Source organism: Bacillus sp. CH_48 (genome assembly GCF_038008465.1).
Taxonomy (GTDB): Bacteria; Bacillota; Bacilli; order Bacillales; family Bacillaceae_G; genus Bacillus_A; species Bacillus_A thuringiensis_S.
In genome coordinates, this window is record NZ_JBBOZF010000001.1 from 2,874,350 (window position 1) to 2,899,050 (window position 24,701).

Genomic DNA, 24,701 nt, shown 5'->3' on the forward strand with positions numbered 1-24,701 from the left:
CGACTCATCCTTATAAGGAATGAGTCGTATTTTTATTATGAGCAATTACGTGGTTAACAGCATCTTTGACGTGATTTACTACATAGTGAGCGTGTTTTTTCACTGCATCATCGGCTTGCGACATAGCAAAACTGTGAGGAGTTAAAGAAAACATAGGAATATCATTGTAAGAATCCCCTATACAAGCAATTTCCTCAGGTTTTATTTGAAACTCATTTAATAAAACAGAAATGGCAGAGCCTTTACTAACATTCGGTGGCATTACATCTAAACATTGTTCTGCTGAGATGAAAGTACTAACTTTCCCGTGGAATTTTTCATCAATTTTTTTCTGAAGGAGTTGTAAGCTCTCCTTTGTTCCACCGACAGAAATTTTATTTGGGAAAATTGTATCATCAATCTTCTGTAGTAAGTTTGGTTCTTCAACAGAAGTCATTGTTACTTGTTGTTCAAGTTCTTGAATAAAAGGTGTTTTCTCTTCAATGTAATAATTATGCTCATCACTTACATAACGGAAATAAGGATTTTCATTCGTCATAGCTAACAAATCGGGAAGTATGCTGGAATCAAAAGTTGCAGATAATAGTTGTTTATTTTCATGTGTATATACAAAAACACCATTTACACTAATACGATGAAAATTTGTATTTACAGCTTTCATTAAGTCTGCAATTTCATTATCAAGTCTTCCGGAAGCGAAGCAAAGAATAACATTTTGCTCGGCGAGGCTGCGTAGTGCCGCAACATCTTGCTCATCAATAAGACCTCCGTGTTGCATCATTGTACCATCGATATCACTTACAAACATTTTAATCATGTTGTTATCTCCTTTCTATGTACAGTTGCTCTTACATTATACGCATCATATATAAACATGTCTAAAAAATGAATTTTTATTAAATGGCAGATGTTTTACATTGACGACAAAGAAGAATATTCTGTAACATAAAAGTAGGCTATTTAAGTACGAGGGTGGTGTTATATGAATAATTATCTAGAAATTAAAAAAGTTTTAAATAATAATGTCATCATTGCTAGCCATCCTGAACACGAGGAAGTAGTAGTGATTGGTAAAGGAATTGGATTTGGGAAAAAAGCGAAAGATGTATTGGAGCAAGAACAAATCGAAAAAATGTTTGTCTTAAAAAATGAACGTGATCGTGAACAATATAAATTATTAGTGCCGCATGTTAGTGAAAAATTAATTGAATTGATGAACGATATTATGCTGTACATTCAAGAAAAAGCAAAATCTCCACTAAATGAACATATTCATATTGCGTTAACAGATCATATTTCATTTGCAATTAAAAGGTTAAAACAAGGACTTACAATTGATAATCCTTTTTTAGTTGAAACAAAAATGCTGTATCCAGAGGAATATGAAATTGCTGAAGGTGTTGTAGAACTTTTAAATTCTCGTTTGCAAATTACATTGCCAGAAGGCGAAATTGGTTTTATTGCACTTCACATTTACAGTTCGCTTACAAATTCTGATTTATCTTCAGTTAATCAAAACTCCCGTCTCATTGCACAACTTGTATCTTTAATTGAGACAAACTTACAAATTACATTAGATCAAGAGAGCATTCATTATTTACGCCTTATTCGTCATCTTCAATATGCTATTGAGAGGGTGAAAAAAGGAGAAAAAGTAGAGGAATCGCAAAGTTTTGCTGATTTATTAAAGGCGGAGTATCCAGTTTGCTATAACGTGGCTTGGAAGCTAGTTAAGGTCATGCAAAAAGAGTTGCAACTACCTGTATATGAAGCTGAAAGTATTTATTTAACGATGCACTTGCAACGCTTAGTAAAGGCAGAGCATGTGTAAAAAGTCATATATTTTTGTCTAAAATGAAAACGTTAAAAAAAATGATTGAATCGCTTACAATAGTTATGTATAATAACTATTGCAAAGTTATACAAATTTCGACAAACAGATTAAGGAGAGTAACGAAAACGTTTGCCTTAATTATAGTGAACTTATACGTAAACCTATTTTTGACACGTGTTACTGATTCGATCAGGCATGAGTGGAGAAAAGTAAGGAATGTAAGCTAGAGAAAGGGATATACTACCCTTTGTATAGCTATCGTTCTATCTTTTTTTCCTCATGTCTTTTTGGCGTTTGTCGGAAGGTATCAATATAGATAAGAGAGGAAGGGTTTCCATGTTTAAGAAGATCTTTGGTGTTCTTCAAAAAGTCGGAAAAGCGTTAATGCTTCCAGTAGCGATTTTACCGGCGGCAGGTATTTTACTTGGATTTGGTAATGCATTTCAAAATCCACAGTTAACAAATGTTATTCCTGCTTTAAAAGCAGATTGGTTCGTAATGGTTGCAAAAATTATGGAACAATCTGGTGATATTATTTTCGCTAACCTTGCATTATTATTCGCAGTTGGGGTAGCAATTGGTTTAGCTGGTGGAGACGGAGTAGCTGGTTTAGCAGCATTCGTCGGCTACTTAATTATGAACAAAACGATGAGTGTGTTCTTAGAAGTAGATAAGCTAGTGAAAGTAACAAGTTCTGGAGCAGACCCAGTAAAAATTGGATTTGCAGATCCAGCGTATGCAAACGTATTAGGTATTCCGACGCTACAAACAGGGGTATTTGGTGGTATTATCGTCGGTATAGTAGCGGCATATTGCTATAATAAATACTTCAACATTGAATTACCATCATACTTAGGTTTCTTTGCAGGTAAGCGTTTCGTACCGATCGCAACTGCAACATTCTCTTTAATAGTAGGTATTATCATGTGCTTCGTTTGGCCATACATTCAAGGTGGCTTAAACACGTTCTCACATCAAATGATTGATGCGAATAGAACAATCGCAGCATTTATATTCGGTTTAATTGAACGTTCATTAATTCCATTTGGACTACACCACATTTTTTATTCACCGTTCTGGTTCGAATTCGGTCAGTATACAAATGCAGCTGGCGAATTAATCCGTGGTGACCAAAAAATCTTTATGGCACAGTTAAAAGACGGTGTAGAATTAACGGCAGGTACATTTACAACTGGTAAGTATCCGTTCATGATGTTCGGTCTTCCAGCAGCAGCTTTAGCAATGTATCATGAAGCACGTCCAGAAAATAAAAAATTAGCAGCAGGTATTTTAGGTTCTGCAGCATTAACATCTTTCTTAACAGGTATTACAGAGCCACTTGAATTTTCATTCTTATTCGTAGCGCCAGTATTATTCGGAATTCATGCTGTATTTGCTGGTCTATCATTTATGACAATGCAAATTTTAGGTGTTAAAATTGGTATGACATTCTCTGGTGGTTTAATTGACTTCCTATTATTCGGTGTACTACCAGGCCGTACAGCATGGTGGTGGGTAATTATTGTTGGTCTTGTACTAGCAGTTATTTACTACTTCGGATTCCGCTTTGCAATCCGTAAATGGAATCTAAAAACACCTGGTCGTGAAGAGGCAAATGCGAATGACGGTGCAGGAAAAGCAGAAGCAGGCGAACTTCCTCGTGAAGTATTAGTAGCACTTGGTGGTAAAGAAAACATTGCTTCTTTAGATGCTTGTATTACTCGTTTACGTGTTCAAGTTAACGAACAAAAGAATGTAAACAAAGACCGCTTAAAAGAACTTGGAGCAGCTGGTGTACTTGAAGTTGGAAATAACATTCAAGCTATTTTCGGACCGAAATCTGACACGTTAAAATCACAAATTCATGATATTATGTCAGGTCGTACACCTCATGCTGAAAAAGAAGAACCTGTAAAAGTGGAAGAAACTCCTCAAAAAGTTGATGAAAATGAAACAATTGTATCACCAATTGAAGGGAAAATCTTACCAATTACAGAAGTACCTGACCAAGTATTCTCAGGAAAAATGATGGGAGATGGATTTGCAATTGAGCCAACTGAAGGAACAGTAGTTTCTCCAGTTAACGGTGAGATCGTTAATGTATTCCCTACAAAACATGCGATTGGTATTCAATCTGAAGGCGGAAAAGAAATTTTGATCCACTTCGGTATTGATACTGTAAAATTAAATGGTGAAGGTTTTGAAGCGCTTGTAGCACAAGGCGACAAGGTGAAACAAGGCCAACCATTATTAAAAGTAGATCTTGCATTTGTAAAAGAAAATGCACCATCTATCATTACACCAATTGTCTTTACAAACTTACAACAAGGGCAACAAGTCGAATTGAAAAAAGATGGAAATGTTAAGAAGGGCGAAACCGCTATTATTGACATTCAGTAGGAATTTGACGCAAAATGTTTATAATTATAATAGGCGATGTGGTTGACCGAACATCGCCTATTATATACAATAGATGATGTAGTACTCACGTCTATACAACTAAAAAATACTGTAATTTAAAGGAGATAAATTATCATGGAAAAAATCTTTAAAGTAACTAGCGACTCAGGAATTCATGCTCGTCCAGCAACTCTACTTGTAAACACTGCAAGCAAATTCGGTTCTGACATTAACTTAGAGTATAACGGAAAGAACGTTAACTTAAAATCAATTATGGGCGTAATGTCTTTAGGTATTCAACAAAACGCAGAAATTAAAATCACTGCAAATGGTGATGATGCAGCTCAAGCACTAGCAGCTATCGAAGAAACTATGAAAAACGAAGGATTAGGAGAATAATGACTCTTAACATTCAAGGGATCGCTGCATCAAGTGGGATTGCTATTGCAAAGGCTTTCAGACTTGAAAATCCTGAGTTTAACATCGAAAAGAAATCAATTACAAACGAAGCTGCAGAAATTGCACGCTTAGACGCTGCGCTTGAGAAAGCAAAAACTGAATTAGAAGCTATTAAAGACCACGCATTTGCTGAGCTAGGAGCTGACAAAGCTGCGATCTTTGAAGCACATTTATTAGTGTTAAATGATCCAGAACTAGTAAACCCAGTAAAAGATAAAGTGAATAGCGAAAAAGTAAATGCTGAATTTGCAATGGATGAAGTTGCATCAATGTTTATTTCTATGTTTGAAAACATGGATAACGAATATATGAAAGAACGTGCTGCAGACATTCGTGACGTAACAAAACGCGTTCTTGCACATTTACTAGGAATTAACTTCTCAAATCCTGGTACAATTTCTGAAGAGGTAATCATCATTGCTGAAGATTTAACACCATCTGATACAGCTCAGTTAAACCGTAAGTATGCAAAAGGTTTCACTACTGATATCGGTGGACGTACATCTCACTCTGCAATTATGGCTCGTTCTATGGAAATTCCAGCTGTTGTTGGTACAAAAGTTGTTATGGAGAAAATCCAAAACGGCGATATCGTTATCATTGACGGTTTAGATGGAGAAGTAATTGTAAACCCATCAGAAGAAACTCTTCGTTCGTTTGAAGAAAAGAAAGCGAAATTTGAAGAGCAAAAAATTGAATGGGCAAAATTAAAAGACCAAGCTACTGTAACAAGTGATGGACATCACGTTGAGCTTGTTGCAAATATCGGAACACCAAATGATGTACAAGGTATTATCGATAATGGTGGAGAAGGCGTTGGTTTATACCGTACAGAATTCTTATACATGGGCCGTGACAATCTTCCAACAGAAGAAGAGCAGTTCGAAGCGTATAAAGCAGTTCTTGAAGGTGTAAAAGAAGGTCAACCAGTCGTTGTTCGTACACTTGACATCGGTGGAGATAAAGAGCTTCCATACTTACATTTACCAAAAGAAATGAACCCATTCTTAGGATACCGTGCAATTCGCTTATGTCTTGATGAGCAAGATGTGTTCCGTACACAACTTCGTGCATTACTTCGTGCTAGCGTATACGGCAACTTAAAAATTATGTTCCCAATGATTGCAACTCTTGATGAGTTCCGTCAAGCGAAAGCGATTTTATTAGAAGAGAAAGCGAAACTTGTAGAAGCGGGTACAACTGTTTCTGATTCTATTGAAGTTGGTATGATGGTTGAAATCCCAGCTTCAGCAGTATTAGCAGATCAATTCGCGAAAGAAGTTGATTTCTTCTCTATTGGAACGAATGATTTAATCCAATACACAATGGCTGCAGACCGTATGAACGAACAAGTATCATACTTATACCAACCATATAACCCATCTATTTTACGTCTTGTAAAAATGGTTATCGATGCTGCTCATAAAGAAGGCAAATGGGCTGGCATGTGTGGTGAGATGGCGGGAGATTCACTTGCTATCCCATTATTATTAGGATTAGGTTTAGATGAGTTCAGTATGAGTGCAACATCTATTCTTCCTGCAAGAACACAACTAAGCAAGTTGTCAAAAGCAGAAATGGAAACATTAGCAGAAAAAGCATTAATGATGTCAACTGCTGAAGAAGTTGTTGAACTAGTTAAAAGCATATAATTAATAAAAAAACCTGAGTCGATTTGAAATCGGTCTCAGGTTTTTTCTATGAGAAAAGTAAATCTTGTTTTCTTACTATAGAGGATAAGACACAGAACTAGATAGCGATAGCAACGATATCAGTTGGGCATACACGTAAAATACCATTAAAAGTATTACGTTGACGGTGCTTATCATCTTTGTTGTCGTCTTTATTATCTTTATCATTATTGTTACGAGCTAAAGCGGAGAAAAGAGCAACACCGTTAGCGAAACCTTCAAAAATTACATCGTTGAAAGATCCGATACCTTTAATGCTTAAAAGAGAAAGCTCTGTTCCAACTGAAATGCTAGCAAGTACGTTACATACAGCTGGTTGTTGTGGTTTTACCTCTCTCTCTTTCTCGCGATGGTCACGATGGTCGCACTCTCTTTCACGATGATGACAGTCTCTAAAGTTATCACAGCATCCAAATGATCCAAACATAATCCTCATCACCCCCTTCACACTTATAATCTATGTAAGTTCGGTAGTTAGTGACTGGACAGAGAGTGGAATTTTTTCTAGGGGATTTTCTCATTTTAAATGACTAGCTGGGTGTTTAGTATGGAATGATGTTTAAAATAGGGGTAATATAACAAAAAAATGTAAAAACCACCAAAATAAACGAAATGGGTAGCCTTTACACTTTTTTACTTTTATATAAAACGATGATATATACAGGAAGAGCTAGGAGTAGTGGTACGATGGATCGTGCAGTATGTTTTTCTGATTCTAATTGAAATGCTTCTTCTTTTGGGAATTGTAAAATGGAGATGTTTGCGGCATCACCAATAAAATATAGAAGCAGTACAGTTACTATGTAACATAAAAGTGCGATCAAGCTTCCGTATGAACTCAATGAAAATCCCTCTCTTGTTATCTATTTGTTATCATTGTATCACAATTGTAATAAAAACACACGGGTATATTTCAATACCTTAACAAAATTCGACACAAAACGTCACGTTTGTTTATGATAAAGGAATAGAATATACTTTTCTATAAGTATAAATGTCGAATGATTTGTAGTAATATTACAAAAGTATGACAGGAAATAAAAAACGAAGGTAATGTAGTTACCTTCGTTTTTTATTATTTTGCCCACTCACTCACTTGCTCTACGCTCATACGTGGTGCAGGGTGACCTTTTAAAGTTGATTCACCAATTGTAATAAGCATAATTGGAACGTAACGAGATGAAACGTTAAATTCGTCTGTCAGTGCTTGTGGATTGAAGCCACCAATAGCACAAGTATCCCAACCAGTTGCTTTAGCTGCAAGCATAAGTTGCATTGCTGCTAAAGATGCATTTGAAAAGGCAGCATCTCTCGGGAATTGTTCACGAGCATATGCAGATTCAATATTTTTAGCTAAGCGTTCTTTTGCTTCTTCTTTCATAAATCCTTGTTCTACAATTGGACCATATACTGGCTCAACATTTTTATAAGCTTCTAAATCACCTAAAATAGCGACTACTGCAGAAGCATCAAGAATTTGTTGTTGGTTATAAGCTATTGGGTGTAATCGTTTTTGTACATCTTCACCTTGAAAAACAAGGAATTTCCAGTGTTGTAAGTTCCAAGCGGAAGGTGCTTGTGCTGCGGCTTTTAAAATCTCATGCAATTCTGTAGATGAGATTTCTTTATTTGGGTTGAATGCACGTGTAGATGTGCGTTCATATAAAACGTTAAAAAAGTTGTCGTTTGTCATTATATATCCTCCAAATTGTATATAAAATTATCAAGAAAACGCAATGTATATTACTTACATTTTGTAAGTTGTCGAATTTAAGAATATAATATCTTTATTTTAATTGTCAAGTTTTAAGAAATAAGCTAGGGCATTCATACAAACGATATAATTCCTATAATCATACACTAAAAAAGGAATTTATAGAGTGAAAAGGGAAGATAACATTCTCAATTAGCTTGTTAATATGTATCTCTTGCAAATTAAAGTTTATTAGAGAACAGTCTTTTAAAAATGTTTGTGAGGAATTCAGTAGAACAAGATATATGAAGTGAGTGAAGACTAGTGATGAACATACTACATTTTTTATTAGAGAATACGGTTTTCCAAAATGTGTTACAAGATTTGCAGTTAAATGTCCTTTATATAGAAAATGGATGTAAGCATCAACAAACGATAGAAAATATCCATCCAAAATGTATGTTTATAGCAAATAATTTTGAAGAGGGCGAACTATTATTTCAAAGAACGAAACCGCACATTATAATTATGTATGTAACAGATTATTCTCAAATCAAATATATAAAGAATATGTATACCCCGCAAAGTACATTCATTGTCATTTGGGATCAACAAATAACAAAAGAATTTACAGATGTACTTGCATTAGGAATACGTAATATTGTAATAGCCCCTGTAACTCCACAAGCAGTATTAGAAGAAGTGAATAAGAGTTTGTATCAACTTTCTTTAGTAAGGCAAGTTAGTTTGCAACAGGAACTGCTTCAAACGATGTTTGATTTTCAAAATGATTTATTATTTATAGTAGAAGATGATGAAATTGTTGATTGTAATACAAATTTTTTAACTTTTTTCGGATATGAAAATTTGTTTGCCTATCGTGAGCAACATTTAGTATTTGCTGAACATTTTATTAGAGAAAATGGATACTACTCGACGACGCATGATATAACATGGCTAGACGATACTTTATCAAGTGGTAGAAGAATTAAGATGTCAAATTATGAAGGGGAAGTATCTACTTTTCTATTACGTGCGACACCATTGCCAGAAGATTTATCAAGATTTATTGTAAAATGCACGGAAATTACAGAATTAGATGAAATCTATCAAGAACAAGAAAGACTTGCTATGGTAGATTCATTGACAGAGATTTATAATCGTTTAAAGTTTCAACAAATACTAGAGGTAGAGTGGGAAAAGGTAATACGTAGTGATGAGAAAATAGCAATCATTTTATTTGATATAGATAATTTTAAAACAGTTAATGACACATATGGTCATGATTTTGGTGATTTGGCATTAATACAACTTGCAGAGCTTATGAAATCTAAAGTGGAGCAGCAACACGTATTTGCAAGATGGGGAGGAGAAGAATTCATTATATTAGTGACAAATACAGTAGAAAAGGAAGCATTTCAAGTTGCGGAGTCATTACGATTCTTCATTGAAACAAAGCAATTCACTGGAATTTCGAAGCTAACAGCTAGCTTTGGAGTTGCGTTATATGAACAAGGAACTACAAGAGAAGAATTAATGCAACGAGCGGACATTGCTTTATATGAAGCGAAAAAAAATGGAAAGAATCAAGTATGTGTGTACAGAAAAGAAAAAATGTAATTTTTCGCAACAAATTGTTGCGATTTTTTTTTATTGTTTGATAATAGAATAGGGGGACAATTTTTAGCGAAGGAATTATGGAGGATCGACATGATAAAAAAAGTAATGATAATGGCTTCACTGTCTGCTATAGTTGGCGGCGGAGTATACTATTTTCTTGTTAGCCCCAATATAAAGGAAAACACAGTATTAACAACTAAGGTGAACCCTACTATTGAACCAGAAGTGCAAGGGAATATAGAAGAAAAAGAAGAGCAACAAATTGATTATGCTAGCATATCTCAAAAATTAGATCAATATTTAGTCGGAAAGCAATTTAATGGAACAGTTTTGGTAACAGATAAAGAGCATGTTATATTGAATAAAGGATATGGCTATGCTGATGTTCAAAATAAAATTGAAAATACGCCTCAAACAAAATATCGTATCGGTTCTATTACGAAAACAGTTGTTGCCACATCTATTTTACAGCTGCAAGAACAAGGGAAATTGAATATTCAAGATAATGTAAATAAATATATTCCTTCATTTCCGGAGAATAAAAATATTACGCTATATCATTTATTAACACATACCTCTGGTTTACCTGAACACGCAAAAGGCAATGTTAATGCTGCTTCCCGTTTACAGTTAATTAATTGGATCGGACGTCAAAATTTAGAATTTCCTGCAGGAACAGGTTGGAGATATACAGATTATAATTATATGGTGCTTGCTTATATAATAGAACATATATCGAAAAAACCTTTAGGAGATTACATAAAAGAAAACATATTTGTAAAAGCAGATATGCATGAATCCGGTATGGGAAATATGGTACCTGGCGATAAAAATTTTACAAAGGGTTATGTGAAAAAAGATCAAGAGCTTGTACCAGCGCAGAAGTTAGGCATGGATTGGCTATATGGTTGTGGTGAGATGTATACGACAGTTGGAGATATGAAGAAGTTAGACGAAGCAATTATAAATGGAAAACTTCTTTCTGAACAAAGTATACAAGCAATGTTTTCACCTTCAGCAGAACGGAAATATGCATTTAGTTTTTATATATATGCAGATTATTTTCATAATCATGGTGTATTATCTGGTTGGAACACTTTTAATAATTTTAATAAAGAAAAAGGAACTTTTGTTATGTTATTTTCAAATGTGAAAAATAGTATGGATGATGACTTTAATAAAGAGTTCCGAAAGATGGTAAATGATTTATTAGAACAAAGGGGATGAGAAAATGGAACATAAAACTTTATCAATAGGTTTCATTGGTATTGGCGTAATGGGAAAAAGTATGGTTTATCACTTAATGCAAGATGGTCATAAAGTATATGTATATAATAGAACGAAAGCAAAAACAGATTCTTTAGTGCAAGATGGTGCACATTGGTGTGATACGCCAAAAGAGTTAGTGAAGCAAGTTGATATTGTAATGACAATGGTTGGATATCCACATGATGTAGAAGAAGTGTATTTTGGTATAGAAGGAATTATAGAACATGCAAAAGAAGGTACGATAGCAATTGACTTTACGACATCTACACCTACTTTAGCAAAACGCATTAATGAAGTTGCAAAAAGCAAAAATATATATACGTTAGATGCACCTGTCTCAGGAGGAGATGTTGGTGCGAAAGAAGCAAAACTCGCAATTATGGTAGGTGGAGAGAAAGAAATATATGATAGATGCTTACCTTTACTTGAAAAGTTAGGAACAAACATTCAATTACAAGGACCAGCTGGGAGTGGACAACATACAAAAATGTGCAATCAAATTGCGATTGCTTCCAATATGATTGGAGTATGTGAGGCTGTTGCTTACGCGAAGAAGGCTGGACTGAATCCAGATAAAGTTTTAGAGAGCATTTCAACAGGGGCAGCAGGTAGCTGGTCATTAAGTAATTTAGCTCCTCGAATGTTAAAAGGAGACTTTGAGCCGGGATTTTATGTAAAGCATTTTATGAAAGATATTAAAATTGCTTTAGAGGAAGCAGAAAAATTACAATTATCAGTCCCGGGCTTAAGTATGGCGAAAGAATTGTATGAAGAGTTAATTAAGGATGGAGAAGAAAATAGTGGAACACAAGTATTATATAAAAAATATATAAGGGGGTAAACGAGGTGAACCTTCAAAAGTTTGATGAGATGATTGATACTGTACAGCGAGCTACTTGTATGAAAATTAATGAAAAACAAAAAGAAGCTTTTAAACAAAAGTATGATTTTGAACCAGAATTTGAATATGGAAGAGATGAGAAGGGGCATTATGTAATTCGAACCTCAAAAAAGATGTTAGAAGAAATGGAGTTTTATTTGGCATTGAAATATGATCGTGATGGAGTGGATCTTTATATGCAAGCTGAGATTGACGGTATATTTCATGTATCTGTTAGCTATGGTGAAGATGCCCTACATCTACAAGAATTGTTTCAATTTCTAGAAGAAAATAAATAAAAGTCCTCATTTGAGGACTTTTATTTATTTAGTCATTATAAGTTAGAAGCTCGGCGACATCGTTCAACTGGGAATGGGATAATTTGTGCGATGTGATTAGGACCCAATTGTTTTGTACGAGCATGGCGTATTATATAAAAAGCACACAGAATTGAAACAGGAATAGCGCCGAATAAACCAAACAATAAAGCGCTTACACAAGATGCGACAAATCCTAAAACACCAATTTCTAACTCTTCCATAATAGCTCCTAAAATAACTGGAAATGCTCCACATGTAACCCCAAGTATAAGTGCGATAAGTAAGCTCATGATTATCCCCCTCTGTTTGCGATATTATTTTCCTTCTTAATTAATTGTAGTATATCATATACAAAACAGAATTTTCAGAAAAAATTCAATAAATATTCAAAAAATGTTCAAAAAATATACTTGAAAAATCAAGGTGTTAAATTTGTGATGAAGTGGTACTTTTGAGTAAATAAAAAATCAGGCTTATTTCAAAAATGAAATAAGCCTGTTCCATAGGAGGATGTATATATGTAGAGTGAATAAAAGTTTGGAAAAGGGGGTCCAAGTCCTTTTATTCAACTAACTACCTTAATAGATTGGAACCCAGCCTTCAGTTGTCACAAAAATACGAATAGCTACAACTTGACGATCATCTTGCAAGGTAAAATAATGTCTTGCATTTTCAGGAACAGATATGAGATCGCCTGGCTCAAGTTCAACATCAAAGAATTTCCCATCTTTGCCTTCAATAGCGAAAATGCCATGACCACTGACGATAAAGCGAACTTCGTCATCTGTATGATGATGTTCTTTTTGGAAATTAATTAATAATTCGTCAAGGTTAGGTGTGCTATTTGAAAGTGAAATTACATCATGTGCTTTATAACCTCGACTTGCTGAAACATCAGCGATTTCTTTTGAAAAAACAGCTAATATTTCAGCTTTGTTTTCATCTGTTAACGAATAATTTTCATTTAAATGAGTAGGAAGTTTAGAAATGTTCCATTTCTCATATAAAACGCCTTCCTCTTGTAGAAATTTAGATACTTCCACTTCATTTTCAATGCGAGTATTTACTTCATGAATACGAATTTGCGCCATTAGAAACGCCTCCTTGAATTGATAATAGTTTTATATGAAATTGGAATAAAAACTCATAAGCTTCTAATCTTTTCTTTGCATCAAAGCTATCTCGGCCCCATACGGTAATACCGTGGTTACGGATTAATACTGCTCCTGAATCACCTTTTATATGCTTTCGGAAGTTTTCTCCAAGCGTTGGGATATGGGCATGGTTTTCGATAATAGGAATGTGAATTGTTGCACCTTCTTCCCAAATATCGAGAGCTTTAATAATTTCTTGATTTTGAAGGGTGACTGCATCATTATATAAATTTGTGATGACATTGTTATCAGTTGTATGAACATGAAGTACGCACCCGGCATTTGTATTGTTATAAATATGTGTATGCAATACTGTTTCTGCTGACGGGCGTAATTCAGTCTCTAATACGGGACCCCCTAAATGATCTACTAATAGAAAATCATCTGGAGTAGTTTTTGTTTTATCTTTACCACTTGCTGTAATAAGAAAAGTAAGGGGCTCATGACTAACCTTTATAGAAATATTACCACTCGTTGCCGGAAACCAATTTCGTGTTGTTAATTCTTTTTTTATCTCGCTTAAGTCATACCATTGACGAAAAAGTTGTTTCATAATTTCACCTCCAACAAATGTTTTAATTCATTTTGAATATCATGGAATGTTTCAAACGGTGTATAAGCAATATAATTCTCTTCACACTTTGTAATAAGGAAGTCACGAGCAAATACTTTATCTGCTTGTTTCGCAGCTTGTAAATCAGTAATTGAATCTCCAATCACAATATGGAAGTCATTCGTATCACTCAATTTACGGATGAGTGATGATTTACATAATCCGCAATGATTTTGACAATGATGATCACAAGGATGAGGCCAATTCACCGTAATGTATTCATTTGAAAAATCTGTTTCATTACAGTAAATTTGCTCTTTTGGAATGAGTCCTTGTAAGAGTGGATAGACGAAGAAATCCATTCCACCTGATATAACGTAAAAAGAAATGTTATTTTCATTTATAAATTGTATAAATTCATGAAAACCATTACGAATTTCAGCAGTTTCTATTAAAAATTGAATAATTTCATCGTGCAGATGAGTAGGTATTAATTGAAATAATTGAGAAACACCTTCTTGAATAGATAGCTCTTGTGATAAAATTCTATTCTTTACTTCTTCAGCTTCTGGTGGTGCGAATTTTTCCATAATGGACATAATGTTATCATTATTTGTAATCGTGCCATCGAAATCACAAAATACTTGAATACTCATAATTTCACCTCATGAGAGGGATTTCCCCATATTTGTAGTGCACTATGCAAATTTGTGTCATCTACTTCATGGAGTGGTTTATTTTGCAAAGTAGCATCAATTGCAGTACGGAAAGCTTTACCACCGCCTTGCGCTCCATTTGGATGTCCATGTATCCCGCCGCCAGCATTAATAACAACATCTTTACCGAAATCTCGTACAATAAAGGGAACGAAACTAGGGTGAATACCAGCAGACGGAACAGAAAAGCTCTTCTTGAAAAATGCATCGTCTTCAGTTAAATATTTTGAGATAGCAAGAGCTTCCTCTTTTTCTAGCGCAACACTTCCGTATGGAGATGGGAATAATGAAAAGTCAGCCCCAGCATAGCGTAGTAGCTTTCCGAGTAATAATGGAGATGAAATTCCATATAACCTAGATGCTGAATAAGCACCACTTACAGCAGGGTGTGCCATAATAGGAACTGGGATTTCATCATCTTCTGCAAGTGATTGTAGTACATCTAGTCCGTAAGCAAATACGTTAAATAATAGAATATCAGCTCCAGCTTGCACTGCACGTTTCGCATTTTCTTTTAAATCAAAAGTTCGTCCTGTTAAATTTACGGCATATAACGTTTTATGTCCGTATGTTTCATATACGGATTGTAAAACTTCTTTTCCAGATACAATGCGTTTCGTAAGTGGTGTTAATGCATTTTCAAATAATATTTCATCATCTTTTACTATATCTACACCACCAATTGCTTGATCGCGTAATTGCGTTTTTAAATACCCAATATTTCGTCCAATCATTCCTTTAAAAATACTCATTAAAAGGGGACGATCATGCACTTGTAAAAGATTTCGAATACCATCTATCCCGAATTTTGGCCCAGGAAAATGTTTTTTTAACTCGTCTGAAAAAGTTAAGTCAATTAATTTTACTTCGCCATCAAGGGATAGCTTTCCAAATGTAGTCGTTAAAATTGCTGGTAAATCTGGACTGAAGTTTAATAACGGATATTCGATTTTAATAATTCCGCGTTTTACTTTTTTACGTAAATACGAATTTGTATGTTCATGTTCAGCTAATTCCACAATATGAATGACGTTGCCTTTATGTTGCTTTAATTGTTCTTGCAATAATTGTGGCAAATGAGTCCAAGAGCCAATTGTTAAACCAAGTGCAATTTGCTCAGCCTTTTTTTCTAAGTTATGTGAATCATCATGGATTAAATACGTCGCTATAATTCCGCTCATTGTTATAACCTCCTAGTTAAATAAAAAAACCTCTCAGCTAAGGAGAGGTTTTTTTACAACCAGCTCCTTATCTGTCAGCGTAATGCTGCGAGAATTAGCACCGTGTCTACAATTGTAGATCGGTTGCCGGGTTTCGTCGGGCTCGTCCCTCCACCTGCTCTTGATAAGAAGTATTTAGAAATGTTTAAATTTTTAAGATAACTGAATTTTGTCAGATATTTTTCATGTTGTCAATTACTTTTTGAAAAAATTTAATTTATCAATTCGATTAATGGCTTCCCGTAATCTATCTTCTGTATGCAAGAGACCAACACGGATATACCCTTCGCCATGTTCACCAAATCCAACACCAGGAGCAACTGCAACATGTGCTTTTTCTAGTAAAATATCAGCAAATTGCTCAGAGGTATATCCTTTTGGAACAGGAAGCCATGCAAAGAATGACCCTGTTGGAATGTCTACATTCCAACCAATTGATTGACAAGCCGAAATAAGAGTGTTTCGTCGAGATTCGTAACTATTTACAAGGTCTATTACGCAAGACTGTGAACTTAATAGTGCTTCGCGGGCAGCATCTTGAACTGCACCAAAAATACTAACATACATATGATCTTGTAATAAGTTAATGGTTTCAATGACACTTTCATTCCCTACTGCAAAAGCAATACGCCAGCCAGCCATATTGAAAGTTTTCGATAGAGTGTAAATTTCAATACCTGTATTTTTAGCACCGTCTGCTTGCAAGAAACTAACAGGTTTTTGACCATCGAATCCAATCGCACCGTAAGCAAAATCATGAACCACTAATATATTATGTTTATTAGCAAAATGAATAGTTGCATCAAAAAAATCTTTTGATGCAGTAGCACCTGTAGGATTATTTGGATAGTTTAAAAACATTAATTTTGCACGCTCGGCAATAGAGTTATTAATTTTTGTGTAATCTGGTAAAAAGTTATTTTCTGCAATAAGCGGCATTGTTTCAAATTGTGCTTTTGCTAAAGCAACTCCTGATAAATAATCTGGATAGCCTGGATCTGGAACGAGAATCGAATCACCAGGGTTTGTAAAACAAACTGGTAATTCTACTAATCCAGCCTTTCCACCAAACAATATAGCAACTTCAGTTTTCGGATTTATTATTACATCATATTCACGTTGATAGAATGTTGCCACGGCTTCTTTTAAACTTTCATGTCCGCGAAATGGCGGATATTTATGATGAATGGTCTTTTCTGCAGCATCTTGTAAAGCTTTTACGATATGCTGCGGTGTTGGTTGATCTGGATTACCTTGACCTAGATTAATAACATCGTGACCAGCTGCAACGAATTTGTTAACTTTTGCAACAAGTGAAGCGAAAAATTGTGTTGGCAATGATGTTACTATCTCAGAAGGTTGAAATAATTTCATACTTTCCACCTCTTTTGAAAGTTGTTACAATTCTAGTGACAAATGATATAATCTTTCCAGTATTTTGTAAAGAGAAAAATAAGAATGGGGCTGAAAAAATGAAAGTCGCATGTATTCAAATGGATATTGTTTTTGGGGATGTAGAAAAAAATATTGAGAATGCTAAAAATAAAATAAGCGAAGCGATGAAGGAGAGACCGGATGTTATTGTCTTACCAGAATTATGGACAACAGGATATGATTTAGCAAGACTTTCTGAAATTGCAGATAGGGATGGATTGGAAACGAAAGAAAAGTTGAAAGAATGGTCGAAACAATATGGTGTACATATTGTTGGTGGTTCCATAGCGAAGCAAACAGAGCAAGGTGTTACAAATACAATGTATGTGGTAAACAAGGAAGGAGAACTAGTCAATGAATATAGTAAAGTGCATTTATTTCAGCTTATGGATGAACATAAATATTTAATCGCTGGAAATAGTACAGGTGAATTTAAGTTAGATGATGTAGAGTGCGCCGGCACAATTTGTTATGACATTCGTTTTCCAGAGTGGATGCGCGTTCATACTGCAAAAGGTTCAAAAGTTTTATTTGTTGTAGCAGAATGGCCATTAGTTCGTTTAGCACATTGGCGTTTGCTATTGCAAGCAAGAGCAGTTGAAAATCAATGTTATGTTGTTGCCTGTAATAGGGCAGGAAAGGATCCGAATAATGAGTTTGCCGGTCATTCTTTAATTGTCGATCCTTGGGGCGAGGTTGTTGTAGAAGCAAATGAAGAAGAATCAATTTTATTTGGAGAGCTTGTATTCGAGAAAATTAAAGAAGTACGTAAAGGAATTCCAGTTTTTGCGGATCGTCGTCCAGAATTATACAAATAAAATGTTGACAAGTGATTTTTATTCTTGGTATAGTCTTCAACATAAAGTTAAAAATTCAAAAAATTATACAACTCTTATCAAGAGCAGGTGGAGGGATTTGGCCCGATGAAGCCCAGCAACCGACCGTAATACCATTGTGAAATGGGGCGTTTATTACGCCAAAAGGCACGGTGCTAATTCCAGCAGAAAGTAAAACTTTCTGGCAGATAAGAGGGGAGAAGATAAACTTCAAACCTCTTTCTTAGTGGAAAGAGGTTTTTCTATGTTAGAAAAACCTCTGAATTTAAAAAGGGGGAGAAGACGATGGGATATTATTCATTAACAGAAATAACAGCTGTACAATATGCGAAAGATCATGGCTATTTTGAAGCGAAGGCAAATGTCGTTTGTCATGAAATTGGAGACGGAAACTTAAATTACGTGTTCAAATTAGATGATGGAGAGAAATCAATTATAATAAAACAAGCACTGCCCTATGCGAAAGTAGTTGGTGAAAGCTGGCCATTGTCTATAAAAAGAGCGACGATTGAAAGTAAGGCCTTACAAATTTTTGCGCAGTATGTACCGGATTATGTTCCAGCAGTGTACAGTCATGATGAAGAGTTAGCGATAACGGTAATAGAAGACTTATCAAGACTAACAATTACAAGAAAAGGATTAATAGGCGGAGAAGAATATCCGCTTTTATCCCAGCATATCGGCCGTTTTCTAGCACATGTTTTATTTTACACTTCAGATTTTGGTTTACAATCAGAAGAGAAGAGGGTACTAGAAGGTACCTTTGTAAATCCGGATCTTTGTAAAATTACAGAGGATTTAGTGTTTACAGATCCGTTTGGACATTATGATACAAATGATTATGAGCCAGATTTACAGCTCGTGGTTGATGAACTTTGGAGTGATAAAACTTTAAAACTAAAAGTAGCACAATATAAATATAAGTTCTTAACAAGAAAAGAAACTCTTATTCATGGTGATTTACATACTGGTAGTATTTTTTCGTCACCTTCTGAAACGAAAGTGATTGATCCAGAATTTGCGACCTATGGCCCATTTGGATTTGACATAGGTCAATTTATTGCAAATCTATTATTAAATGCTTTATCTAGAGAAGAAGAGAAAAGAAGTGTACTATTTTTCCATATAGAAAAGACGTGGAGTTATTTTGTAGAAACTTTTACAAAGTTATGGATTGGAGAAGGTGTAGAAGCATATACGAAAGAAAAACAATGGTTACCAATTATTTTGCAAAATATCTTTACTGATGCAGTTGGATTTGCCGGATGTGAACTGATTCGTAGAACAATTGGTTTAGCTCATGTAGCAGATTTAGATGAAATAGAAAATAAAGAAACAAGAATTCAAGCTAAGAAACAAGCGCTATCCTTAGGTAAAGAACTAATAAAATATGAATCTAAAAGTGCTGATATTCAACTGTTTCGAACATTATTTCAACAGACAGTTTCAGGGGGCGTAAAAGCGTGAGTACAATTGTTACTGTTCCGAGATCTGTAAGCTGGAAAGGTGATGCAATTGCGGTATTAAATCAAACGAAATTGCCGCATAGCACAGAATACAAAACATTGACGACTATTGAAGAGGTTTGGAAAAGCATCATAATGTTAGAAGTACGAGGAGCGCCTGCAATTGGAATTGTAGCTGCATTTGGCTTAGCGCTTGCATCAAAAAAATATAACATTGTACATATTGAAGAATTTCAAAAGAAGTTTAATAGAGATTGTAATTATTTAGGAACGTCACGCCCGACAGCAGTAAATTTATTTTGGGCAATTGATCGTATGAGAGAATCTATTCGAGAGATTACTACAATAAAAGAAGCACAAAAAACATTAGAAGAAGAAGCGCTTCGCATTCAGCAGGAAGATGAAGAGGTGTGCCGAAATATTGGGGAATATGCGTTAACATGTTTTAAAGATGGCGATAATATTTTAACAATCTGTAACGCTGGAAGTATCGCAACTGCCAGATATGGAACTGCATTAGCTCCCTTTTATATTGGAAAAGAGAAAGGTGTGCGTTTACATGCATATGCGTGTGAAACGAGACCAGTTTTACAAGGTGGTCGCTTAACGACCTGGGAATTGAAGCAAGCAAATATTGATGTGACCCTTATTACAGATAATACTGCAGCTCATGCTATTCAAACGAAAGAAATAAATGCAATTATTGTAGGGGCGGATCGAATTGTCGCAAATGGAGATACGGCAAATAAAATAGGGACAATGAATTTAGCTATTTTAGCAAAGCACTTTGATATCCCATTTTATGTTGCTGCGCCACTGTCAACATTTGATGTTACGAAAGAAACTGGAGCCGAAATAATTATTGAAGAAAGAGATGAAACAGAAGTTACGAAAATCTTTGGAAAACAAGTAGCACCAATTGGAACGAATGTTTATAACCCTGCATTTGACGTAACACCGAACGAATTAATTACAGGAATTATTACTGAGAAAGGTATTATAAGCGGGGATTATAAACGAGAAATTGCATCATTATTTGAAAAACAGGCTAATACATAATAGCTTGTTTTTTTATGCCTAAATGCAGTGTTTTCTCTTACTTATATAATGAAAGGAGGAGAAGAGGATGGAAGAGTGGATCAAGATGATAGGTAATGTAGGGTTTCCAATTGTTGTAACATTATATTTACTCCACCGTATTGAAAGTAAATTAGAGGGGGTAATTGTTGCAATTGAGAAGCTCCCGCGGCAATTACTAAAGTACGAAGATCCTCGCAATAAAAAATAAAGTTTGCTCTTCTTGAGCAAACTTTATTTTTTATTGAGCAGTATAGCCACCATCGATAACGACAGCTTGACCAGTTATACCTTTCGCTTTTTCACTCGCTAAAAACATAGCATAATCAGCGATTTCTTGTACTTGTAGCAAACGCTTCTGTGGTACAAGTGGATAAATGACATCTTCTAAAACATTTTCAAGTGGTACATTTCGTGTAGTAGCTAAGTCTTGTAGTTGATTACGTACAAGAGGGGTATCGACATAACCAGGGCAAAGGGCATTAACAGTAATACCATGCGTAGCACCTTCTAAAGCGGCAACTTTTGTTAATCCAATTACGCCATGTTTTGCACTATTATAGGCAGCTTTTCCAGCAAACCCGACCAGGCCGTTAATAGAAGCGACATTAATAATACGACCATATTTTTGTTGTTTCATAATCGGAAAGGCATGCTTAATTGCGATAAACGGAGCAATTTGCATAATTTGAATTAGCAGCTCGAACTTTTCAGTTGGAAAGTCTTCAATGGGTGAAACGTGTTGCATTCCTGCGTTGTTAATTAATATATCTAATGAACCGAAATGATCAACTGTTTGAGAAATTGCTGCTGTAATTTCCTCTTCAGATGTAACGTCACATTTTAAACCGATAGCTTGAAAACCTTCATTTTGTAATTGTTCAGCAGCTTCTTTCGCACGTTCTTCAAGACGATCAGTAATCACAACTTTTGCACCTTCTTTTGCAAAAGTACTTCCCACTTCATATCCAATACCACTCGCAGCACCTGTTAAAAAGACAACTCGATTTGTAACCATGATGAAAAACATCCCTTCATAATAAAGTTTTCATAGTGCACTATTTAGAGAGGTTATAATGAAATTCCTGCAAACATTTGGAAAAAATATCGCTAGCTATCTTGTTTTGCAAAATAGTCTTTGCTATACTATTTTGTAAAGCAAGATACTTACGCTTATCTATCTTGTAAAACAAGATAGTAGGAGGATTTGAATTATGTCGACAAGTCAAATGCTGAAAGGGATCTTAGAAGGATGCTTACTTGCTATTATTTCTGAAGGCGAAATATACGGTTATGAAATGAGTGAGAAGCTAGCAAAGTATGGTTTTACAATGGCGAGTGAGGGAAGTATTTATCCGTTATTAATACGAATGCAAAAAGAAGGATTAATAACAAGCGTAATGAAGGAATCTCCATCTGGTCCAAAGAGAAAATATTACACATTAACAGAAAAAGGCGAGGAAGCACTTGATGAATTTATGGATCGCTGGGAAGCGATGCAAAGTAGTGTAGAACGTTTACTTGAAGGGAAGGGAAGGAGAAAATAATGTCATCAAGTGAAGCACAAAAGTTTTTGTTAGATATGAGATTATTTTTGACGGCAAAGAGTGTGAAAGAAAGTGATATTGAAAACTTTTTAGAAGACGCAGAACTTCATTTTATAGAAGGTGAGAGTGAGGGGAAGAGTGTAGAAGATATTTTCGGAAGCTCACCGAAAGAATATGCAAATGAACTTGTAAAAGTGATGGAAAGAGATAGACAGGAAACGTGGAAGCAAATTGGTTTTACAGTAATGAATATCGTATCTTTTTGGATTATTGCTTCTATCTTAATAGTGAGTAATGGAATGTTACAGATTTCACTTATTCAGTGTATCGGTTACAGTTTTTCATTGATTTTAGTTGTTATGGGTCCTAATTTTCTACTTCGCAAAATGACCTTCGTCACAAGCTTTACAAAAACATGGTTTTCTATGTGGTCTTTAGTTATGATTGCTCCATTGTTTTTATTAGGAGCTGTTACGATATTAGATGTGATATATCCTACAAAAATGCTCACATTCACCGAAGTCCAAAGTTATATATTAGCTGGTGGGATTTTTATCATCACAGTAGCTATAAATATATATTTTGAAGGATGGTTTAAAAACTTATATTTAATCATTCCGCTTTCTATTATGTTAATGTTTAAAACATTTACATCTGAAGATCTTATGCCAATGCTATTTCAAATTATATGTTTATACGGAAGTTTGTTTATTTTAATTTTCCTTGAAATTATGATGAAGACGAATAGAAGAGAAACGGTTAAATAAGGGAGTGATAAAAGTGCTATCGAATGAAGGACAAAAGTTTTTAGATGATACTCAAGGGTATTTACAAACGAAGGGCATTAGAGAAGCTGATATTATTTCCTTTATAGAAGATGCGGAAGTTCATTTAATAGAAGGAGAAAAGAGAGGGAAGAGTGTAAATGATATATTCGGTCATGCTCCAAAAGAGTATGCAAATCAACTTGCCAAAGAGATGGAAGTTGATAAAAAAGGGAATTATAAATTATTGCTTTACTTTATTATAAATTTATTAGCATTCACGATGATGAAGAGTGTATTTTTTAGTGAAGCCGACCATCGTTTGTCTTATTCTTTAATTGAATTAATCGGATATCCGATTATGATTTTTGTAGGAATTAGTGTATTAATATGGGGCATGAGAACAGCCTCATTTAAGCGTAAAAGAACTGAATTTTTAATTATGTATATAACAGGTGCGATATGGTTTTTATCAATTTTCAGTATTGCATTATTAAATAATTTTTATGGTACAACATTTATTAAATTTACTGCGACAGAAAGCTTCATTCTTGTTGGAATAGTAGTTCTATTTGCAGCTATTGTAAATATTAAATTTGGTGGTTGGTTTACTTTGGCGTATTTACTAGTTCCAATTGCATTGGAATATGTATTCGTAATGATAGATTTATCAAGTATTATTGGAATGTATGTACAACAAATAATTCTTTTCATTGTTATTCATATGCTTTTGAAAATTCATATAAAATTAGAAAAAGGAAAGTATACGAATAAAAAGAGAGACAGTATTATTTATAGGTAAATTGAGTAGTAGTTTTCTAAGGTTAACCTAACAATAACTCTTTTATAAAAAGGATATATGTTGACTATTTTATTAATATATTAGATTACACATCAGGATATATTCTGTTTTTCGGTTTAATAGGAAAGCGGCTGCTCTGGATATACAAAAAATTATTTCCAAAGAAATATTATATAGGGATTTTTAGAGGGATTACATTTACATTTAGTTGTCTATTTTTATTTCTAGCAGCCGGGATTTGGTTTGTTGATTGGAACAAGTTGTTTTAAACAGTAACATGAGGGTTACTGTTTTTTTCTTTGTAGTAAAGAGCTTTGTAAAGAGAGCGCTTTTTGTTCTGTTGTTAATAAGGAATGAATATGAACGTTTTCTGGACGAGGGACTATCGGATACATAAGATTTGTTGGAGAAGGGTGGTGCTCCGAGCCGGTTGGAGAATGAGGATCTGCATGAGTAAGTTTTCCATGAATACGTCTTGTAAATAAAATATGACCGATTTCGTGAGCGAGCGTATATATATTTTTCATAGGGGCAGCCGAATTTGTTAAAACGATATAGCCAGTAAGTTGCTGTTGTTTTGCTAAAGAATAAGCGCAGGCAATTACTGCTGTTTCTTTGAAATAATCACTGCCAATATAACAAATATAAAGGTCGCATTCAGGAGCTTCATTTACACATGTTTGGAAAAAGGATGCCAACTTTTCTTGACTTTGAATGGAATTTTTATAACTGATTTCACGGTCAAAAAAACGGAAAAGTTCATTTAATACAATTACTTCTTGAATTTGAAATGTAATGGGGTGCCAAATTGATTCTGCAACAGCTAAATCTTTTGCGATGCGGTCATCAGAAATATCGGCGCCGGGAGTAATGCAAATACATATATTGACGTATGGATCCATAAGGAACACCTCAAATGAAAAAAGTTCTTCCTATAATATATGTGGGGAAAAGATGTCATGTATG

Annotated in this window: 28 protein-coding genes and 2 riboswitches; of the genes, 16 read left to right on the forward strand and 12 right to left on the reverse strand. The window is 34.6% G+C overall.

The window, feature by feature from the left end; translation table 11 throughout:
• Nucleotides 1–10: 10 nt before the first annotated feature.
• Nucleotides 11–817, reverse strand: coding sequence for a Cof-type HAD-IIB family hydrolase (locus N2V92_RS14600; protein WP_000594250.1), 807 nt, complete (start codon nt 815–817; stop codon nt 11–13).
• Nucleotides 818–982: 165 nt separating this feature from the next.
• On the opposite strand from N2V92_RS14600, the gene glcT reads away from it, so the two are divergent.
• The 4 genes from glcT to ptsP all read left to right on the forward strand — a co-directional run bounded on the left by glcT (nt 983) and on the right by ptsP (nt 6,345).
• A complete protein-coding gene (glcT, locus tag N2V92_RS14605) occupies nt 983–1,831 on the forward strand; it encodes a glucose PTS transporter transcription antiterminator GlcT (protein WP_001067323.1) in 849 nt (282 codons plus the stop codon).
• Between the two features lie 339 nt (nt 1,832–2,170).
• Nucleotides 2,171–4,234, forward strand: a complete 2,064-nt coding sequence (gene ptsG, locus N2V92_RS14610; RefSeq protein WP_000473175.1) for a PTS glucose transporter subunit IIABC — start codon at nt 2,171–2,173, stop codon at nt 4,232–4,234.
• A gap of 135 nt (nt 4,235–4,369) precedes the next feature.
• On the forward strand, nt 4,370–4,633 hold the full coding sequence (ptsH, locus tag N2V92_RS14615) for a phosphocarrier protein HPr (protein WP_000411080.1): 264 nt from the start codon (nt 4,370–4,372) through the stop codon (nt 4,631–4,633).
• Complete coding sequence (gene ptsP / locus N2V92_RS14620; RefSeq protein ID WP_000174211.1) at nt 4,633–6,345, forward strand: phosphoenolpyruvate--protein phosphotransferase; 1,713 nt, start codon at nt 4,633–4,635, stop codon at nt 6,343–6,345. The genes ptsH and ptsP overlap by 1 nt, the downstream gene beginning before the upstream one ends.
• Nucleotides 6,346–6,442: 97 nt before the next feature.
• On the opposite strand, the gene N2V92_RS14625 is transcribed toward ptsP, so the two are convergent.
• The 3 genes from N2V92_RS14625 to N2V92_RS14635 all read right to left on the reverse strand — a co-directional run bounded on the left by N2V92_RS14625 (nt 6,443) and on the right by N2V92_RS14635 (nt 8,077).
• Nucleotides 6,443–6,811: a DUF3915 domain-containing protein gene (locus N2V92_RS14625; protein WP_000468030.1), complete on the reverse strand. Its 369-nt coding sequence runs from the start codon at nt 6,809–6,811 to the stop codon at nt 6,443–6,445.
• Nucleotides 6,812–7,007: 196 nt separating this feature from the next.
• Nucleotides 7,008–7,226: a hypothetical protein gene (locus N2V92_RS14630; protein WP_000100493.1), complete on the reverse strand. Its 219-nt coding sequence runs from the start codon at nt 7,224–7,226 to the stop codon at nt 7,008–7,010.
• A 233-nt stretch (nt 7,227–7,459) separates the two neighbouring features.
• Nucleotides 7,460–8,077: a nitroreductase family protein gene (locus tag N2V92_RS14635; RefSeq protein WP_000180387.1), complete on the reverse strand. Its 618-nt coding sequence runs from the start codon at nt 8,075–8,077 to the stop codon at nt 7,460–7,462.
• A gap of 327 nt (nt 8,078–8,404) precedes the next feature.
• Here N2V92_RS14635 and N2V92_RS14640 point away from each other — a divergent pair, with 327 nt between their 5' ends.
• The 4 genes from N2V92_RS14640 (at nt 8,405) to N2V92_RS14655 (ending at nt 12,145) form a co-directional block, all read left to right on the forward strand.
• Nucleotides 8,405–9,697: a GGDEF domain-containing protein gene (locus N2V92_RS14640; RefSeq protein WP_001023182.1), complete on the forward strand. Its 1,293-nt coding sequence runs from the start codon at nt 8,405–8,407 to the stop codon at nt 9,695–9,697.
• A gap of 90 nt (nt 9,698–9,787) precedes the next feature.
• Entirely contained in the window at nt 9,788–10,924 is a 1,137-nt protein-coding gene (locus N2V92_RS14645) for a serine hydrolase domain-containing protein (protein WP_000592890.1), read from the forward strand.
• Nucleotides 10,925–10,928: 4 nt separating this feature from the next.
• On the forward strand, nt 10,929–11,807 hold the full coding sequence (locus tag N2V92_RS14650) for an NAD(P)-dependent oxidoreductase (protein ID WP_000400426.1): 879 nt from the start codon (nt 10,929–10,931) through the stop codon (nt 11,805–11,807).
• 5 nt (nt 11,808–11,812) lie between these two features.
• Nucleotides 11,813–12,145: a DUF3909 family protein gene (locus N2V92_RS14655; RefSeq protein ID WP_016098937.1), complete on the forward strand. Its 333-nt coding sequence runs from the start codon at nt 11,813–11,815 to the stop codon at nt 12,143–12,145.
• Nucleotides 12,146–12,180: 35 nt separating this feature from the next.
• Here the strand turns inward: N2V92_RS14655 and N2V92_RS14660 are convergent, their stop codons facing one another.
• The 6 genes from N2V92_RS14660 to N2V92_RS14685 all read right to left on the reverse strand — a co-directional run bounded on the left by N2V92_RS14660 (nt 12,181) and on the right by N2V92_RS14685 (nt 17,183).
• Entirely contained in the window at nt 12,181–12,456 is a 276-nt protein-coding gene (locus N2V92_RS14660) for a hypothetical protein (RefSeq protein WP_000054662.1), read from the reverse strand.
• Nucleotides 12,457–12,744: 288 nt separating this feature from the next.
• Nucleotides 12,745–13,257, reverse strand: coding sequence for a 1,2-dihydroxy-3-keto-5-methylthiopentene dioxygenase (locus N2V92_RS14665; protein WP_000057322.1), 513 nt, complete (start codon nt 13,255–13,257; stop codon nt 12,745–12,747).
• Entirely contained in the window at nt 13,235–13,873 is a 639-nt protein-coding gene (locus N2V92_RS14670) for a methylthioribulose 1-phosphate dehydratase (RefSeq protein WP_000811319.1), read from the reverse strand. Before N2V92_RS14670 ends, N2V92_RS14665 begins: the two co-directional genes overlap by 23 nt.
• Nucleotides 13,870–14,529, reverse strand: a complete 660-nt coding sequence (gene mtnX / locus N2V92_RS14675) for a 2-hydroxy-3-keto-5-methylthiopentenyl-1-phosphate phosphatase (protein WP_000027470.1) — start codon at nt 14,527–14,529, stop codon at nt 13,870–13,872. The genes N2V92_RS14670 and mtnX overlap by 4 nt, the downstream gene beginning before the upstream one ends.
• Entirely contained in the window at nt 14,526–15,770 is a 1,245-nt protein-coding gene (mtnW, locus tag N2V92_RS14680) for a 2,3-diketo-5-methylthiopentyl-1-phosphate enolase (RefSeq protein WP_170264797.1), read from the reverse strand. Before mtnW ends, mtnX begins: the two co-directional genes overlap by 4 nt.
• 64 nt (nt 15,771–15,834) lie before the next feature.
• Nucleotides 15,835–15,940, reverse strand: a riboswitch (SAM riboswitch).
• A gap of 64 nt (nt 15,941–16,004) precedes the next feature.
• A complete protein-coding gene (locus N2V92_RS14685) occupies nt 16,005–17,183 on the reverse strand; it encodes a pyridoxal phosphate-dependent aminotransferase (protein WP_042595598.1) in 1,179 nt (392 codons plus the stop codon).
• Nucleotides 17,184–17,197: 14 nt separating this feature from the next.
• On the opposite strand from N2V92_RS14685, the gene N2V92_RS14690 reads away from it, so the two are divergent.
• From N2V92_RS14690 to N2V92_RS14705, 4 genes are all read left to right on the forward strand, one after another.
• Nucleotides 17,198–18,061, forward strand: a complete 864-nt coding sequence (locus N2V92_RS14690; RefSeq protein WP_002162505.1) for a carbon-nitrogen family hydrolase — start codon at nt 17,198–17,200, stop codon at nt 18,059–18,061.
• Between the two features lie 71 nt (nt 18,062–18,132).
• Nucleotides 18,133–18,274, forward strand: a riboswitch (SAM riboswitch).
• Between the two features lie 90 nt (nt 18,275–18,364).
• The gene (mtnK, locus tag N2V92_RS14695; protein WP_000542670.1) at nt 18,365–19,546 is read left to right on the forward strand and encodes an S-methyl-5-thioribose kinase; all 1,182 of its coding nucleotides are present in this window, start codon (nt 18,365–18,367) and stop codon (nt 19,544–19,546) included.
• Nucleotides 19,543–20,604 (forward strand): S-methyl-5-thioribose-1-phosphate isomerase, encoded by a 1,062-nt coding sequence (gene mtnA, locus N2V92_RS14700; protein ID WP_000104607.1) that lies wholly within the window; start codon nt 19,543–19,545, stop codon nt 20,602–20,604. Before mtnK ends, mtnA begins: the two co-directional genes overlap by 4 nt.
• Nucleotides 20,605–20,671: 67 nt before the next feature.
• Nucleotides 20,672–20,833 (forward strand): YvrJ family protein, encoded by a 162-nt coding sequence (locus N2V92_RS14705; RefSeq protein WP_000393338.1) that lies wholly within the window; start codon nt 20,672–20,674, stop codon nt 20,831–20,833.
• A 30-nt stretch (nt 20,834–20,863) separates the two neighbouring features.
• On the opposite strand, the gene N2V92_RS14710 is transcribed toward N2V92_RS14705, so the two are convergent.
• Nucleotides 20,864–21,640 carry a 3-hydroxybutyrate dehydrogenase gene (locus N2V92_RS14710; protein ID WP_000258453.1) on the reverse strand — a complete coding sequence of 259 codons (777 nt, stop codon included), beginning with the start codon at nt 21,638–21,640 and terminating at the stop codon, nt 20,864–20,866.
• Between the two features lie 196 nt (nt 21,641–21,836).
• Between N2V92_RS14710 and N2V92_RS14715 the strand changes: the two genes are divergently transcribed.
• From N2V92_RS14715 to N2V92_RS14730, 4 genes are read left to right on the forward strand one after another with little or no spacing between them, the layout of a single operon-like run.
• Complete coding sequence (locus N2V92_RS14715; protein WP_000107977.1) at nt 21,837–22,169, forward strand: PadR family transcriptional regulator; 333 nt, start codon at nt 21,837–21,839, stop codon at nt 22,167–22,169.
• Complete coding sequence (locus tag N2V92_RS14720; protein ID WP_042595595.1) at nt 22,169–22,936, forward strand: DUF1129 domain-containing protein; 768 nt, start codon at nt 22,169–22,171, stop codon at nt 22,934–22,936. The genes N2V92_RS14715 and N2V92_RS14720 overlap by 1 nt, the downstream gene beginning before the upstream one ends.
• 13 nt (nt 22,937–22,949) lie before the next feature.
• On the forward strand, nt 22,950–23,735 hold the full coding sequence (locus N2V92_RS14725; RefSeq protein WP_000950456.1) for a DUF1129 domain-containing protein: 786 nt from the start codon (nt 22,950–22,952) through the stop codon (nt 23,733–23,735).
• 44 nt (nt 23,736–23,779) lie between these two features.
• A complete protein-coding gene (locus tag N2V92_RS14730; protein WP_370541918.1) occupies nt 23,780–24,004 on the forward strand; it encodes a DNA-binding protein in 225 nt (74 codons plus the stop codon).
• Between the two features lie 15 nt (nt 24,005–24,019).
• On the opposite strand, the gene N2V92_RS14735 is transcribed toward N2V92_RS14730, so the two are convergent.
• Complete coding sequence (locus tag N2V92_RS14735; protein WP_000371606.1) at nt 24,020–24,637, reverse strand: ImmA/IrrE family metallo-endopeptidase; 618 nt, start codon at nt 24,635–24,637, stop codon at nt 24,020–24,022.
• Between the last annotated feature and the right edge of the window lie 64 nt (nt 24,638–24,701).

What these genes read in the sequence shown, in the direction of transcription:
- N2V92_RS14600 (WP_000594250.1), bottom strand. Translation starts at nt 817, where the DNA reads ATGATTAAAATGTTTGTAAGTGATATCGATGGTACAATGATGCAACAC.
- glcT (WP_001067323.1), top strand. Translation starts at nt 983, where the DNA reads ATGAATAATTATCTAGAAATTAAAAAAGTTTTAAATAATAATGTCATC.
- ptsG (WP_000473175.1), top strand. Translation starts at nt 2,171, where the DNA reads ATGTTTAAGAAGATCTTTGGTGTTCTTCAAAAAGTCGGAAAAGCGTTA.
- ptsH (WP_000411080.1), top strand. Translation starts at nt 4,370, where the DNA reads ATGGAAAAAATCTTTAAAGTAACTAGCGACTCAGGAATTCATGCTCGT.
- ptsP (WP_000174211.1), top strand. Translation starts at nt 4,633, where the DNA reads ATGACTCTTAACATTCAAGGGATCGCTGCATCAAGTGGGATTGCTATT.
- N2V92_RS14625 (WP_000468030.1), bottom strand. Translation starts at nt 6,811, where the DNA reads ATGTTTGGATCATTTGGATGCTGTGATAACTTTAGAGACTGTCATCAT.
- N2V92_RS14635 (WP_000180387.1), bottom strand. Translation starts at nt 8,077, where the DNA reads ATGACAAACGACAACTTTTTTAACGTTTTATATGAACGCACATCTACA.
- N2V92_RS14640 (WP_001023182.1), top strand. Translation starts at nt 8,405, where the DNA reads ATGAACATACTACATTTTTTATTAGAGAATACGGTTTTCCAAAATGTG.
- N2V92_RS14645 (WP_000592890.1), top strand. Translation starts at nt 9,788, where the DNA reads ATGATAAAAAAAGTAATGATAATGGCTTCACTGTCTGCTATAGTTGGC.
- N2V92_RS14650 (WP_000400426.1), top strand. Translation starts at nt 10,929, where the DNA reads ATGGAACATAAAACTTTATCAATAGGTTTCATTGGTATTGGCGTAATG.
- N2V92_RS14660 (WP_000054662.1), bottom strand. Translation starts at nt 12,456, where the DNA reads ATGAGCTTACTTATCGCACTTATACTTGGGGTTACATGTGGAGCATTT.
- N2V92_RS14665 (WP_000057322.1), bottom strand. Translation starts at nt 13,257, where the DNA reads ATGGCGCAAATTCGTATTCATGAAGTAAATACTCGCATTGAAAATGAA.
- N2V92_RS14670 (WP_000811319.1), bottom strand. Translation starts at nt 13,873, where the DNA reads ATGAAACAACTTTTTCGTCAATGGTATGACTTAAGCGAGATAAAAAAA.
- mtnX (WP_000027470.1), bottom strand. Translation starts at nt 14,529, where the DNA reads ATGAGTATTCAAGTATTTTGTGATTTCGATGGCACGATTACAAATAAT.
- mtnW (WP_170264797.1), bottom strand. Translation starts at nt 15,770, where the DNA reads ATGAGCGGAATTATAGCGACGTATTTAATCCATGATGATTCACATAAC.
- N2V92_RS14685 (WP_042595598.1), bottom strand. Translation starts at nt 17,183, where the DNA reads ATGAAATTATTTCAACCTTCTGAGATAGTAACATCATTGCCAACACAA.
- mtnK (WP_000542670.1), top strand. Translation starts at nt 18,365, where the DNA reads ATGGGATATTATTCATTAACAGAAATAACAGCTGTACAATATGCGAAA.
- N2V92_RS14705 (WP_000393338.1), top strand. Translation starts at nt 20,672, where the DNA reads ATGGAAGAGTGGATCAAGATGATAGGTAATGTAGGGTTTCCAATTGTT.
- N2V92_RS14710 (WP_000258453.1), bottom strand. Translation starts at nt 21,640, where the DNA reads ATGGTTACAAATCGAGTTGTCTTTTTAACAGGTGCTGCGAGTGGTATT.
- N2V92_RS14715 (WP_000107977.1), top strand. Translation starts at nt 21,837, where the DNA reads ATGTCGACAAGTCAAATGCTGAAAGGGATCTTAGAAGGATGCTTACTT.
- N2V92_RS14720 (WP_042595595.1), top strand. Translation starts at nt 22,169, where the DNA reads ATGTCATCAAGTGAAGCACAAAAGTTTTTGTTAGATATGAGATTATTT.
- N2V92_RS14735 (WP_000371606.1), bottom strand. Translation starts at nt 24,637, where the DNA reads ATGGATCCATACGTCAATATATGTATTTGCATTACTCCCGGCGCCGAT.